The organism is Filimonas zeae (assembly GCF_014641615.1).
Taxonomy (GTDB): Bacteria; Bacteroidota; Bacteroidia; order Chitinophagales; family Chitinophagaceae; genus Filimonas; species Filimonas zeae.
Window position 1 is genome coordinate 1,214,152 of sequence record NZ_BMIB01000001.1, and the last position, 15,300, is coordinate 1,229,451.

A 15,300-nucleotide genomic window follows, 5' to 3' on the forward strand; every position below is an offset into this window, starting at 1 on the left:
ATATGAAAAACAACAAACGGATTTTTGTACTACTCCTGTTACTGGTAATGGCAGGCTATAAAGTGGCGGCACAGCAGGATGCGATGTATACCCAGTATATGTTTAATCAACTGGCGATAAACCCGGCCTTTGCAGGTGTGCGTGACAAGGTGTCTGCAACCGCTCTGTACCGCAGGCAATGGGTGGGTATACCTGGCGCACCGCAAACGGTAACGCTGGCGGTAGATGGCCCCTTTAAAAAGAAGAAAGTAGGGCTGGGGCTACTGTTATCTAACGATAAAATAGGCATTACCCGTACCAACCATGTGTATGGCAACTATGCCTTTAAAATTCAGACAGATAAGGGTACCCTTTCACTGGGGCTGCGTGGTGGGGCCAGCTTTTTCAGAGCCGACTTTACCTCAGTGGAAATGAATTCCGGTTCGCCTATGGACCCGGGATTTAGCCAGTTTGTAAAAAAGACGATGCTGAACTTTGGTGCCGGTATTTTTTACAATACAGACAAATACTACATTGGCGCTGCTGTACCGCACCTGCTGAATAACACGCTGCAGAACAACCAGGTGCTGGTTACCAACCAGCTGATTGCGCGGGAGTATCTGCACTTGTTTATTACCGGTGGCTATTTGTTTGAGTTGAGTCCCGATCTTACCCTGAAACCTTCCTTCCTGTTTAAGGGCAGCAGAGGCGCACCGCTGGAGCTGGACCTGAACGCCAATCTGTGGATGAAGGAAATGGTGGGTGTGGGGCTTTCGTACCGTTCGGCGGCAGATATTTCTATTATGGCACAGGTGCAGGCAACTCCTGAACTACGGTTTGGGTATTCTTACGACCGCAGCACTACCCGGCTGGTGAAATACAATACGGGGAGCCATGAACTGATGATGACTTACTTTTTTGCCTCTGATAAGGAAAGGGGGGATAAAGAGCCAAAGAATATATATTAAGGTTACACACAGGTGCGGGGTATTTGCCTTTATCAGGCAACAAGTCCTGCATCTGTGTTTTTGTTTATCTAACCCATGGCTTTTGTACTGTACTTTGCTGTGTTTTCTGCGTGTAAAACTTTGGCAAGGGGTTCTGCCATGTTGATTGTTACCTTGTTTAAGTATGCTTTACGAAATCGGTTTCGTAATTAAATACCCTGTAAAACCCTGTTACATGCGGCAAGCTCCCTAATTTGCACGTGTAATTACAATACTTCCATAAGATATAAGCTTCGTTCTTATGGTTTTGCCGGAGTCCGGCGGTTCTTTTTGAATTTAACTTTGATTATAAACAGGATACTGTTTTTCCTGTTAACTACCATATTACGTGTACTGCGCGGGCTGTACACATACTTTCTTGATTTATAGAATAACTAAAGCGTATTCCCGTTTCTACGGGAATTTTTTTTAACCTCGTTTTTCCCCCGTTTTTTATCCATATTTTATGAAATCTGAACTGGTCGGCGTAATGTAACGTCGACTGGACGGATTTCAGGTAACTTACCGGGGTCACTCCCTGTCTTTTCAAAGCTTGCTTACCCGGCTTTTATCCTGAATCCGGCAACCTGTGTCCTTCTGCTCTGTACCAACTTAAGCGAATCTTCAGTTCGGCAGTGGTGGTTTAAGCCCATTTTCAGTGATTTCCGGTGTTTACGCAATAATATTGCATTCTATAACTATCCGTATTCCTTATGAACGTCTGCACTGACTTTACAGGTGTAGGTGACGCTCGTATGCCATTGTATCTGTTGTTTCAGCAGCAGGTGCAGCTGCATCCTGATGCGGTTGCCTTGTCCTTTCACAATGAATCTCTTACCTACCGGGAGTTGCATGAACGCAGCGTCCGGCTGTCGCATAGCATAGCCTCCCTGCCCGGTTCCATTATCGCCATCAGTAGCGCGCGCGGTATAGATATGATTGTGAGCCTGTTAGCAATACATTTTGCCGGTAAGGCTTATCTGCCATTAGATACCTCTTATCCTGTTCAGCGTTTGCAGCAGCAGATTGCAGATGCGGGTGTACAGTATTGTTTGTATCCACCAAAGGAAAGCGTTTTTTTTGAGGCGTTGGGGTTGAAGCCTGTGCTTACCGGGGAGGTTACTGTAACCAGGGCTGCCGGCCTTCAGGAATTGAAGGTGCAGGCTTCTTCTGATACAAAAGATATGTCTGGTTTAGCTGGAACAAAGGTGTTCCCTTTAGCTTATGTGCTGTTTACTTCAGGCTCTACCGGTAAACCTAAAGGGGTTTGCATGGGTAATGAAGCGGTTGTTAATCTCATCCGCTGGCAGAACAGACATTCTGTTGCGGCAGCAGGTGATGCCACGCTGCAGTTTGCGCCGCTGGGGTTTGATGTGTCTTTTCAGGAGATATGGGCTACGCTTACCACGGGTGGAATACTGGTGCTGATAGAAGACCATTGGCGGATGGATGCGGAGCAACTGTTGCAGGTGCTGGAAGCGAAGCAGGTAAAGCGCTTGTTTCTGCCGTTTGTGGCTCTGCAAATGCTTGCTGAAACCTGTGTAAGTACAGGTAAGTATCCTGCTGCGCTGCGCGAAGTGATGACGGCGGGCGAGCAACTGAAGGTAACTCCTCAGCTGCGTACCTTTTTTCAAAAGCTTTCTTCTTGTGTATTATACAATCAGTACGGGCCTACGGAATGCCATGTGGTAACAGAACTGGTATTAAGTGGCAGCCCGCTGTTATGGCCCGATTTACCGGGTATAGGAACTACTATTAACGGAGCAGAGATTTATATACTGGATGAAACGGGCCAATGCCTGCAACCGGGTGTTACCGGCGAGTTGTGTATTGCTGGTGTATGTGTGGCAGAAGGATACCTGAACCTGCCGGAGCAAACGGCAGAGAAGTTCCGTTACTGGCAGCATCCGGAAAAAGGAAGCATGCGTGTATACCATACGGGCGACCGTGCGCATTACACTACAGATGGCATGCTGGTGTTTGAAGGGCGTGGTGATGGTCAGGTAAAAATCCGCGGCTACCGGGTAGAGACCGGAGAAGTGGAGTTGGCGCTACATAGATTGCCAGGTGTGAAAGATGCGGTGGTAATGGTGCGTGAGGATGAGCCCGGTGCCAGACAACTGGTGGCTTATCTGAAAAGTGATAGGAATGATACGCTTCCGGCAGCTATGGCAAGGCAACAGTTGTTGCAGCTACTGCCGGAATATATGATACCGGATGCTTTTGTATGGCTGGATACTTTTCCGGTTACAGCCAGTGGTAAAGCAGACCGGAAGGCATTGCCTGCACCTGTGCGCAACAGAGTAGCAGACGGTGCGCGTTTACCGGTTACTGCTGTGGAAAAGCAGATTGCTCAGGTGTGGCAAACGGTACTGCGTGTGGACGGTATAGGGCTGGATGATTCCTTTTTTGAATGGGGCGGTAACTCACTGCTGGCGCAGCGGGCAGTTCTGTTGCTGAGAGAGCAGGGGATTGCTTTTCCCGTAACTAAATTATATCAGTACCCTACCATAGGTACATTAGCTGCTTACCTGGAAGATGGGCAGCAGGCGGCTTTTATACAAACAGTGCAACCGGTACGGCAGCAGCAGATGGATGTTGCAGTGGTGGGAATGGCCTGCCGTTTTCCGGGTGCAGACACGCCAGAGGCGTTCTGGAATCTGCTGAAAGAAGGCAGGGAAGGAATCCGGTTTTTTACTGATGCGGAGCTGGATGAAACGGTGCCTGCTGTGCAACGGCAGCATGCTGATTATGTAAAAGCGCGGGGTGTGATTAACGATGTGGCTTTGTTTGATGCCGGGTTCTGGGGTATTACACCGCGGCTGGCAGAGGTAATGGACCCGCAGCAGCGGGTGTTTCTGGAAATAGCGCGGGAGGTGCTGGAAAGCACCGGGCATTTACCTGCTGTGTACAACGGCTCTATTGGTGTGTATGCGGGTAGTGGCAGCAGCAGTTATTTTCAGAAGCAGGTGCTTACCCGGCCGGATATACTGGAACAGGCCGGCAGGTTACAGGCAGACACCCTGAATGAAAAAGAATATTTAAGTACCCGTACGGCCTACCATCTGAACCTGAAGGGGCCTGCGGTAAGTGTGTTTTCTGCATGCTCTACTTCGCTGCTGGCAGTTACGCAGGCAGTGGAGGCATTACGTAATGGTAAGTGCCATGTTGCTGTTGCCGGCGGGGTAAGTATTACCACACCGGTAAACAGCGGACATCTGTATCAGGAAGGTGCTATGTTCAGTCGCGACGGGCATACCCGTTCGTTTGATGCCAATACCAGTGGCACGGTGTTCAGCGATGGTGCGGGTGTAGTGTTACTGAAACCGCTGGAAGCAGCCATAGAAGCAGGCGATACCATTTATGCGGTGATACGTGGCGTAGGTATTACCAACGATGGTGGCCATAAAGTAAGTTTTAGTGCGCCGGATGCCGCGGGGCAGGCAGGTGCTATTGCGCAGGCTCTGCAGGATGCAGGTGTACAGGCAAACGCCATTGGTTATGTAGAAGCGCATGGAACAGCTACACCTGTAGGTGATCCTATTGAAATAGAAGGGTTGAAAATGGCTTATGGCAATACTTTGCAAAAGCAGTATTGCGCCATAGGTTCGGTGAAGAGCAATATCGGGCATCTTACCCATGCAGCAGGTGTGGCGGGTTTGATAAAAACGGCATTGTCGTTATACCACAGGCAGCTGCCTGCTACGCTGCATTATCATACCCCCAATCCGGAGATTGATTTTACTAATAGTCCTTTTTATGTGAATGATAAACATGCTGAATGGGATAGTGCCTCTGTACGCCGTGCAGGGGTGAGTTCCTTTGGTGTGGGTGGTACCAATGTACATGTGGTGCTGGAAGAATATCCGGTGCCGGTGTTACAAAATGAAGCGCAGAAAAGTGCGCATGTAGATGGCAGGCAATCCAGCTTAATGGATAGTAACCTGGCTCAGCAGGATACGGCTTTGATCTCCTGGTCTGCACAATCGCAGGAAAGCTTATTGTTATACGCAGAGCGGTTAATGGAATACCTGCAACAGCATCAGGAAACCAGGCTTCGCGATATGGCTTATACACTGCATACCACCCGCGAAAACTTTCGTTTCCGGCAAGTTGTGGTGGCGCATAACGTGGCGCAGTTACAGGAGCGTTTAAGTAACGTAGTGAATGCACATAAGAAGCTTGCTTTGCAAGGTGCTACGGAACAAACACATACTTCACAAGCTGCTGCACAACTGGTTCCGGCGCAGGTGCCGGGTGTGGCGTTTCTGTTTCCCGGTCAGGGGGCGCAGTTTGCCGGAATGGGGCGGGCGCTTTATGAGCGGGAAGTGGTATACCGGACAGCAGTGGACACCTGCGCTGCTATTATACAGCAGCTGTGCGGAATAGATATACCGGATGTATTATTTACAAAAGATGCTGATGATAAGAGGCTGCATAATACCCTGTATACGCAGCCTGCGTTGTTTGTAACAGAATATGCCATGGCGCAGTGGTGGATGAGCAAAGGTATTGAGCCGGAAATACTGCTTGGGCATAGTGTGGGCGAGTTTGTAGCGGCGCATCTGGCCGGGGTGTTTAGCCTGGCAGATGCGCTGTTGCTGATTACCAGCAGAGGCAGGCTGATCAGTGAATTGCCGGGTGGCAGTATGTTATCTGTACGGGCTGCGGTAAGTGCTTTACCTGCCTTACCCGCTTCGCTGAGTATAGCAGCGGTAAACGCACCTGCGTTATGTGTGGTGGCGGGCGACACTGCGGAAGTTGCTGCTTATGCAAAGCTGCTGGATGCAGCAGGCATTCTGAATAAGGCGCTTAATACCAGCCACGCCTTTCATTCCGCTGCCATGCAGGCGGCGGTGCCTGCTTTTGAACAGGTTATTCATACCATACCATTACATATACCCCGTAAGCCGGTGGTGAGCACTGTAACAGGTACCTGGCTTACCGATGCGGAAGCTACCAGTGCTGCTTACTGGACGCATCACATGTGTGCTACCGTACAGTTTTCTGCTGCTGTGCAGTTTGCGGCAGCACAGCAAAAGCTGGTGCTGCTGGAGGTGGGCCCGGGTAAAACGCTGGCAACACTGGCGCTGCAACAATTGAAACGGCAGGAAAGTGCCGGCGTGTCTGATGCGGTAGCTACGCATAGAGCGGGGGGGGCACACGTATCCAATACACAATCTAAGTCAGGGGCGGAGATTACGGTAATGGCAGGCATACCTGATATGCAGGCAGAACAGGTACGGGAAGCTTTGCTGGAGCAACTGGGCCGTTTGTGGCAGCTGGGCATAAAGCCTGATTGGCGTGCTTTATATGTGAATACTCATGTTCAGCGTATACTGCTGCCAGCTTATGCGTACCATAAAAAATATTACTGGCTGGGGCCGGTTAGTGATAATACAAAAGCAATGAATGCTATTGCAGAGGATGTTGTGGATACACGTACTGCGCCGCAGTTTACGAATAGGGATTCCGGTACAGAAACCGGTGTACAAACTAATACAACGTTGGTAACAACTGCCAGGCCTGTATCTGCTATAAGCCGTAAAGAGCGGTTGCAGCAGCGGGTGGCTGCTTTACTGGAAGAAGCTTCTGGTATTGTACTGCCGGCAGATGATTACAGGGCTTCTTTTATAGAGCTGGGTATGGATTCGTTGCTGCTTACACAAGCGGCCATCAGCTTACAAAAGGCGTTTGGTGTGCCGGTATCTTTCCGGCAGTTGAATGATACCTGTACCAGCGTAGTGTTGCTGGCAGATTATCTGTCGGGCGTGTTGCCGGATGAACCGGAGGCAGCAGAAGTGAATGAGGTGGTTTTACCTGCGGGTAGTGATGCGCCGCTGGATGTTATTATGCGGCAGCTGGCAGATTTAAGCAGGCAGGTAGCAGCGCTGCAGCAACCCGGTAAGGTAATGCAAAAGGTTACGCCTTCCGCTGCACTTACTGTAACAGAGCAGCAGGAGTTGAAGAAACCGTTTGGAGCGGCGGCGCGTATTGATAAAAAAGGAACGGCCCTTTCTGGTATACAGCAGCAGTTTCTGGATGCGTTAACTGCACGGTATACCGCCAGAACCGGTAAAAGTAAAGCGTATACACAGGAACACCGCTGGCATATGGCTGATCCCAGGGTAGTATCGGGCTTTAAGCCGCAAACCAAGGAGCTCGTATATCCGATAGTGGCCAATAAAAGTAAAGGCAGCCGCTTGTGGGATGTGGATGGTAATGAATATATAGATGTATTGAATGGGTTTGGTTCCAGCATGCTGGGGTATCAGCCGGAGGTATTGAAGAAAGCGGTATTACAGCAGGTTGAAGATGGATATGAAATTGGGCCGCAGCATGTACTGAGTGGTGAGGTGGCACGTATGATCTGTTCGTTTACTGGGTTTGACCGTGCGGCGCTTTGCAACACAGGCTCGGAGGCAGTGCTGGGGGCAATGCGTATTGCCAGAACGGTTACCGGCCGCTCGCTGATTGTGGCATTTACCGGTTCTTACCATGGTATTGCTGATGAAGTGATTGTAAGGGGTACTAAACAACTGAAAAGTTTTCCCGCGGCGCCGGGCATTCTGCCGGAGGCGGTACAGAATATGCTGATACTGGAGTATGGAACAGAGCAGAGCTTACAACTGATACGGGAAAGAGCGCATGAACTGGCGGCTGTACTGGTAGAACCGGTGCAGAGCCGCAGGCCTGAGTTTCAGCCCGTAGCGTTTCTGAAAGCAGTAAGAGAGATTACGCAGGAGGCAGGTTCGGTACTGATTTTTGATGAGGTGATTACGGGTTTCCGGTCGCACCCCGGTGGCGCACAGGCAATGTTTGGTATACAGGCAGATATTGGCACCTATGGTAAAGTTATCGGAGGTGGCATGCCTATAGGTGCTATTGCCGGTAAGCGGCAGTTTATGGATGCGCTGGATGGCGGGCATTGGCAGTATGGCGATGACTCGGTACCAGAAGCAGGCGTTACCTATTTTGCGGGTACGTTTGTAAGGCATCCACTGGCGTTGGCGGCAGCGCATGCTACGCTAACTTATCTGCAGCAGAAGGGTGGGGCTTTGCAGGAGCAGATGAACCTGCTTACCAATTATCTGGTAAGCGGACTCAACCGAATTTGCCGTCAGCAACAGGTGCCGGTGTATGCGGTGCATTTTTCTTCCTTATGGAAGCTGAAGTTTCATGAAGAATATCCTTACAGCGAATTGCTGTTTACCCTGCTGCGGGAAAAGGGCATACATATCTGGGATGGTTTCCCTTGTTTTCTTACCGAAGCACATACTACCGAAGATGTAGATACCATTCTGCAGGTGTTTGAAGAAAGTATTGCTGCCTTAAAGGCAGTGCAGCTGGTACCTGTATATATACATGCTGCAGCCGGGCGTAAGCCGGCGGCTGATGTGTTTGAGGCAGCACCGCACCCGGCAGCAAGGTTGGGCAGGAATGCAGCAGGTAATCCTGCATGGTTTTTACCAGATCCGAAACACAAAGGGAAATATCTGGAAATTATTGAATCGTAGTAAAACATAAGATGTCTGGTAGTTTAACATTCCGTTCTATAGATTACGACCCGTTCCGGGGGCCTGCTGTTGAAAAAGCGGGTTTTACCAACGAGTCGCAAAAAGAAATATTTCTTTCTTCCCTCATTGGAGGGGAAGATGCTAACCGTGCATATAATGAAGCTTTTTCTGTAACGTTTACCGGAGGGCTGCATGCAGATGTGCTGGAGAATGCCATACAAAAGTTGCTGCAAAGGCATGAAGCTTTGCGCGCTGCTGTAAGCGCCAATGGGGAGTATGTGTTTGTTTATGCTTATACACCCTTTACTTTATCGCGTATACATCTGGGGCATCTTACTTCCGGTGCACAGCAACAATACATTCGGGAAGCGGCAGTAAAGTGTACGCAGCAAACGTTTGATCTGCAGACAGGCCCGCTGGTACAGTTTCAGTTGTTTGTATTGTCAGAAGAGGTGCATGTGTTGCTGATGCAGATACATCATATTATTGGGGATGGATGGTCGGTAGGTGTGTTGTTGCAGGATTTGGGTAAGCTTTATTCTGCAGCCGTGCGTGGGGAAGCGGCGCAATTGCCCGAAGCGCCACAGATGACGGCCTATGCCAAGGCAGAGCGGGAAATGCCGCTGGCAGAACAGCAGCGGATACGCAATTACTGGTTACGGCAGTTTGCACCTGCACCACCGCGTATGGATATGCCGGTAGATTTTGCGCGTATGCCACGCCGCAGTTATACGGGCAGACGTATGGATTATATGCTGCCGGTTGCTTTAACAGCCGGTGTACAGGATATGTCCAGAAAGGCGGGTAGCAGTTTTGTAACTGCTCTGCTGGTGGCTTTTGAAGTGTTTTTATATAAGCTTACCGGGCAGGCTGAGATAGTACTGGGCTTGCCCTCGGCAGGGCAAGCCAGCACAGGAAACAATGGTCTGGTAGGGCATTGCGTAAACCTGTTGCCACTGAAGAGCATACCGGAGGCAGATATGCCTTTTCAGACCTGGCTGCGTAAACGCAGGCAGGATATACTGGACGCGTATGAACACCAGCATATTACTTTTGGCAGCTTGTTAAAGGCGCTGAATATTTCCCGCGATTCATCACGGGTACCTCTGGTGCCGGTGGTGTTTAACGTAGATATGGGGCTGGATAATGATGTGGCTTTTGAGGGCCTGCAATACGAATTAAAAAGCCACCCGCGGCAGTATGAAACCTTTGAGCTGTTTGTAAACATCAGCGGACGGGGGCAGCAACTGACGGTGGAGTGGAGCTATAACACACAACTGTTCCGCCCTGAAACAATTGAGCAGTTTCATCAGGGGTTTACACATATTCTTACACAGATAGTACAGGAGCCGTCAGTAACCCTGAAGACGCTTGCACTGGCAGATGCCGGTGGTGAGCAGGCGGTTGCTGCATTCATGAATAATACGGAACACGAATATCCCGCTCATGTGCGTACTGATGTATTGTTATCTGCCCGTGCTGCTGAGCAGCCGCATGCTATAGCGTTGCGTATGGGGCAGGTGCAGATGAGTTATGAAACATTATTCACCTCTGCTAATCAGCTGGCACGTGCATTACAGGTACACGGGGTGCTGCCCGGCGATAAGGTAGGCGTGGCGCTGGACAGAACACCGGAACTGCTGATAGTGCTGCTGGGAATTATGAAGGCAGGTGCTGTGTTTCTGCCGCTGGACCCTTCTTATCCCGAAGCGCGTACACAGTATGTGCTGGAAGATACCGGCGCGCAGCTGGTAATTACCACCAATACGTACGCAGGTAAGTTTGCGGATGTAAAGTGTTTGTTGCTGCCTGACCTGATGCATGCATTGGCCAACTATGCTACTACGGCCCCTGAGGTGGTGTACTGCGGTAATGAATCAGCCTATATACTACATACTTCCGGCTCTACCGGTGCGCCTAAAGGCGTAATGGTGAGTCACCGTAACCTGGTAAACCTGCTAACAGCCATGTTACGGGTGCCGGGCATTACTGCTGCTGATAAGGTACTGGCTATTACCAGTATTTCTTTTGATATTTCATATGTGGAGTTGCTGTTGCCGCTGCTGGCAGGCGCGCAGATAGTATTGGCTGATGCGGCTACCGCACGCGATGCCCGTTTGCTTACTGCACTGATAGCGGAAGAAGCTGTTACGCTGATGCAGGCAACACCTGCCACCTGGCGTATGCTGGTAGATAGTGGCTGGCAGTATAAGGGCAACATGCGGGTAATTTCCGGCGGCGAAGCTTTGCCGTTATCGCTGGCGGCGCAACTGCTGAATCGTTGTGGTGAAGTATGGAATATGTACGGCCCTACAGAAACCACTATTTATGCTACTGCCAAACAGGTAACAGCGAAGGATAAGGTTATTACCATAGGTGCCCCTTTGCAGAACATGCAGTTGTATGTGCTGGATGAGCAGCGGCAGCCGGTACCTGTAGGTAGTGTGGGCGAATTGTATATAGGCGGGGATGGTGTGGCGCAGGGGTATCTGCATAAAACAGCGTTAACGGCGGAAAGGTTTGTGGCCGATGCGCATGGCAAAGGACGTTTGTATAAAACAGGCGATCTGGGTAAGCTGCTGCCGCAGGGTGAGATACAATGTCTGGGACGTGCCGATCATCAGATTAAAATACGTGGCTTTAGAATAGAGCCGGAAGAAATTGAATTTCACCTGCAGACCGTGCCGGGCGTGCAGCAGGCGGTGGTGCATGGTGCAGACGATGGAGCGGGAGGACGCAGACTGATTGCGTATATAGCCACTCCGGAAAAGAATGCTGCGGCACAGGGCGAAATGGTGGCTGCCTGCCGGGGGGCATTGGGGCAGCTGCTTCCCGCCTGGATGGTGCCGCAGCAGTTTGTGTTTGTAGCGTCAATACCTGTAAGTGCTAACGGTAAAACTGACCGGCAGCAGCTGGAGCAGCTGCATACTCCCGCCGTTGCTGTAACGCAGAAGGAATGGCAGGCTCCTGCAACACGGGCACAAAAAATGATTGCTGCCATATGGCAGGACTTACTGGAACTGGAGCGTCCGGGCCTGCACGATGACTTTTTTGAACAGGGTGGGCACTCGCTTACGGCCGTATCGGTAATGGTGCGTATTGAAAAAGAAACCGGCAAACGTTTGCCTATTTCCGCTTTGTTTGATCATCCTACGCTGGCGCAGCTGGCAGCACTTATCGAGGATAAGGAAGAGGTAAGCTGGACCTCGCTGGTGCCTATTAAACCGGGCGGTAACAAAACGCCGGTGTATATGATTCACGGCTCCGGACTGAATGTTTTTCTGTTCCATTCTCTGATAAAGCATTTTGATGAGGAACGGCCTTTATACGGTATTCAGGCATTAGGGTTGGATGGAACAGATCAGGCCATTCATTCTGTTGAAGAAATTGCTGCCCGTTATATTTCAGATATGCTGGTAAGTAACCCGGATGGGCCCTATATACTGATAGGTTATTCGCTGGGCGGAATGATTGCGCTGGAAATGGCTAAACAGTTACAGGCAGCAGGTAAACAGGTGACTTTGCTGGGAATGATTGATACATATGTAGATAACGTGGCCCGGTTTGATACAACGGGAATGAAGCTTATAAAGAAAGTAAAGCGTCAGTTTCCCAAGTTTCTGTTTATACTACGTTCCTTTTTCCGTTATCCGAAAGATACGGTGTTGTATCAGCTACGGCAGTTGAATAACCGCGCGTTAAGTCTGGCTGGTAAAGAAGAGGTGGCTATCAGTACGGAACAGTCGTTTCAGCAACGTGTGTACAGGCAATATGAGGATGCGTATCTGAATTACCGGCTTGCACCTTACCACCAGCCTATTCATTTGTTTAAAGTAAAAAAGCGTTTGTATTATCTGGATGAGCCGCATTATATGGGCTGGAAACCTTTTGCAAAAGGAGGGTTACATATACATATGTTACCGGGCGATCATAAAACGTTTATTCAGCCTCCATATGAGGTTGGGTTTGTTCGTTCGTTATTAAAAGCTATTGAAACGGCGGAAGCAAATGGTGCCCGCTGATTTAATATATTACCCGGCCGTATGGCAACGTACTGCATTACCAGAGCGTATGCAACCGGCTGAGGGTGCAGACCTTTGGAAAGTAAATGTGAAGGAAGTGTATGCACTTGTAGCCGCCCACCGGCATCTGCTTACCAGAGAAGAAGGGGAGCGGGGTAGCCGTTTCCGCCGGGTGGAAGATGCCAGCCGCTTTTTTACCAGCCGTGTGGTACTGAAGTTATTACTGGCTGCCTATACAGGTGTGGCGGCAGAAGAGATACACATCCGGCGTACGGCCGGTGGTAAGCCCGAAGCAGATTATCCGGTGGCTTTTAATTACTCTCATTCAGGCAGCTATGTGTTGTTTGCCTTTAGCAGGCAGCAATCAGGTGTGGATATAGAGCAGATGCAGGAGCAGTTTGATTATGCTCCCGTGGCGGCGCAAACCTTTCACCCCTTCGAGCTGGCTTATATGCAGGCGGGTGAGGATATGCGGAAACGCTTTTACCAGCTATGGACCCGTAAAGAAGCTTATCTGAAAATGACGGGCCGGGGCCTGGACGATCAGTTGTCGCAACTGCATACGTTACGCCGTTCTTCTATTGTGAGTTTTGATGTGGATACGGAGCATACCGGTGCGCTGGCGCTGGAAGAAGGTGCAGCGGTTACTGTTGTTTGCCGGGAGTTGGTGCATCCATAGGTGTTGATTGCAATCGTTACCGTTGTTTTTTCGGGGCACTAAACCGGGATGCAGTATTTTAGTCTCATAACCACTTACCATCTAACGGATAGCTGATATGAAAAAGATTGTTTGTTTTCTTTCGTGTATAACTGCGTGTGTTTTATTGTTTTCCCAAACTCCTGCTCCGCTGAAGCTGGTGGATTTTGTATTAACGCCAGATCATGCCAACTGGAATTATACCACCGGTGAGTCTGCCACTGTTACCGTAACGGTATTAAAAGCGGGTGTTCCGGTTAAGAATGTGGTTGTGAGTTATGAAGCAGGCGGTGAGTTACTTGCAGCCGATAAAAAAGACAAGATATCATTGGCGGAAGGCACGGGTAAAATTGTGCTGGGTACCAGCGTGCAGCCGGGTTTCCGTTATCTTAAAACACGGGTTACGGTAGAGGGCAAAACCTATTCAGGAGAGATAAAGCTGGCATTTTCGCCGGAGCGTATACAGCCTACGGTAGAGCAGCCTGCTGATTTTGCGGCTTTCTGGGATACGGCTAAGGCCGAGGCAGCAAAGGTGCCTATGGATGCTATGGTAACCTGGTTGCCGGAAAAATCTACCGGTACCATAGACGTGTATCTGGTACAGCTGCAGCACACCAGAAAGGGACAACGGTTATATGGATACCTGTGCAAACCTAAGGCGCCGGGTAAGTATCCGGTACTGCTGGAAGTGCCGGGGGCGGGTATTAAACCTATTACGCCTATGGTATCCTATGCAGAGCGCGGGTTTATTACTTTGAATATTGAGATACATGGTATATCTCCATTGCTGTCTGCGGAAAGCTATGCCGGCATCAGCAGTGCTTTTGGCGATTACTATTTTCACCGCGCAGATAACCGCGATCAGTATTATTACAAACATGTATATCTGGGCTGTGTGCGGGCGGTAGATTATTTGTGCAGCCTGCCGGAATTTGATGGTAAGAATGTGGTGGTTACGGGTGGCAGCCAGGGTGGTGCTTTAACCATGGTTACTGCTGCGTTGGATAAGCGGGTTACCTGTCTGGCAGCTTTTTATCCTGCCCTGTGCGATTTAACCGGCTATCTGCATGGCCGTGCAGGTGGCTGGCCACATATACTGGGTAATAGCAATCAGCAATACTTTAACAAGCCGGAGGTGCTGCATACCCTGGCTTATTATGATGTAGTGAATTTTGCACGGCATATAAAAGCTCCTGGTTTTTACTCGTGGGGGTATAACGATAATACCACACCACCCACTTCTGTATTTGCTGCGGTAAACAGTGTGCAGGCCCCCAAAACAATAATAATAACACCCATATCGGGGCACTGGCGTTTTCCGGAGAGTAATGAGGCTGCTATGGAATGGGTGCAGCAGCAGCTGGTTCGTCCTTAATCTTTTATACAACGTACAGATAAGCCGTAAGTGTAATACTGCGGATCTCTTTTTACATCGGCAAAGGTGCTGTAGAAGCGTGGGCTCCAGGCAAACAGTTCGTAACTGCCATGGGTATGCCACCAGTAGCCATTACTGCCTAAGGTGTGAAAGCTGCCATCGTTTCCCATACGGTAGCCGCCGGGCAGTGCATTAAAACCATCGGCTGTGGGCATGTGCAGCCGGGCCGTGTTCCAGCTGGTTGCTTTCAGGTAAGCGCCCGCCACGGTATCGCCACGCAGGTTTTTTACCAATGTACCCAGTTCAGCGGCGGTGGGTATGTGCCAGCCTGTAGGGGCCAGTTGGCGCGGGTCGCTGATGGCATACCAGTTGTACAGGCAACCATAGAACTGTTTAACAGGTGTACTGTCAGCTATAATGCTTCCGTTGCCTGCAATAGTTGAGGTAGGGTGCCACAAAAGCGAAGTATCGTTGTTGTAGTTACAGCGGGCACCGGTTCGCGTATTGCTCCAGGCAGGCGTATCTGTAATATACGGAATACTGTCGCCATTGCGGTAACGTGTAACACGCAGGTTCTGCGCCATCCAGTATTGATTTCCTATTTTAATAACAGGGTAGGTGTTGCCATCTATATCGGTAACAACAGCAGGTGTTGGTTTTCTACAAGCCTGGGTTGCTATTATAAGAATGAACAGAGTAAGGTAGCGTGCAGTTTTCATGTGCA

General features: G+C 49.9%; 6 protein-coding genes. 5 read left to right on the top strand and 1 reads right to left on the bottom strand.

Translation table 11 applies throughout. The features are described from left to right. Positions 1–2: 2 nt before the first annotated feature. The 5 genes from IEY13_RS04860 to IEY13_RS04880 all read left to right on the top strand — a co-directional run bounded on the left by IEY13_RS04860 (position 3) and on the right by IEY13_RS04880 (position 14,576). Complete coding sequence (locus IEY13_RS04860) at positions 3–947, top strand: PorP/SprF family type IX secretion system membrane protein (protein WP_188950814.1); 945 nt, start codon at positions 3–5, stop codon at positions 945–947. A gap of 731 nt (positions 948–1,678) precedes the next feature. Then, positions 1,679–8,482 (top strand): polyketide synthase, encoded by a 6,804-nt coding sequence (locus IEY13_RS04865; protein ID WP_188950815.1) that lies wholly within the window; start codon positions 1,679–1,681, stop codon positions 8,480–8,482. 11 nt (positions 8,483–8,493) lie between these two features. After that, positions 8,494–12,504, top strand: coding sequence for a non-ribosomal peptide synthetase (locus IEY13_RS04870; protein ID WP_188950816.1), 4,011 nt, complete (start codon positions 8,494–8,496; stop codon positions 12,502–12,504). A gap of 49 nt (positions 12,505–12,553) precedes the next feature. Continuing rightward, complete coding sequence (locus tag IEY13_RS04875; protein ID WP_188950817.1) at positions 12,554–13,183, top strand: 4'-phosphopantetheinyl transferase family protein; 630 nt, start codon at positions 12,554–12,556, stop codon at positions 13,181–13,183. Positions 13,184–13,280: 97 nt separating this feature from the next. After that, positions 13,281–14,576, top strand: a complete 1,296-nt coding sequence (locus IEY13_RS04880; protein ID WP_188950818.1) for an acetylxylan esterase — start codon at positions 13,281–13,283, stop codon at positions 14,574–14,576. Here IEY13_RS04880 and IEY13_RS04885 read toward each other — a convergent pair. Then, positions 14,573–15,295, bottom strand: coding sequence for a fibrobacter succinogenes major paralogous domain-containing protein (locus IEY13_RS04885; protein WP_188950819.1), 723 nt, complete (start codon positions 15,293–15,295; stop codon positions 14,573–14,575). The genes IEY13_RS04880 and IEY13_RS04885 overlap by 4 nt on opposite strands. Between the last annotated feature and the right edge of the window lie 5 nt (positions 15,296–15,300).

Coding starts and splice junctions, on each gene's coding strand:
- IEY13_RS04875 (WP_188950817.1), top strand. CDS start 12,554: ATGCAACCGGCTGAGGGTGCAGACCTTTGGAAAGTAAATGTGAAGGAA.
- IEY13_RS04880 (WP_188950818.1), top strand. CDS start 13,281: ATGAAAAAGATTGTTTGTTTTCTTTCGTGTATAACTGCGTGTGTTTTA.
- IEY13_RS04885 (WP_188950819.1), bottom strand. CDS start 15,295: ATGAAAACTGCACGCTACCTTACTCTGTTCATTCTTATAATAGCAACC.
- IEY13_RS04865 (WP_188950815.1), top strand. CDS start 1,679: ATGAACGTCTGCACTGACTTTACAGGTGTAGGTGACGCTCGTATGCCA.
- IEY13_RS04860 (WP_188950814.1), top strand. CDS start 3: ATGAAAAACAACAAACGGATTTTTGTACTACTCCTGTTACTGGTAATG.
- IEY13_RS04870 (WP_188950816.1), top strand. CDS start 8,494: ATGTCTGGTAGTTTAACATTCCGTTCTATAGATTACGACCCGTTCCGG.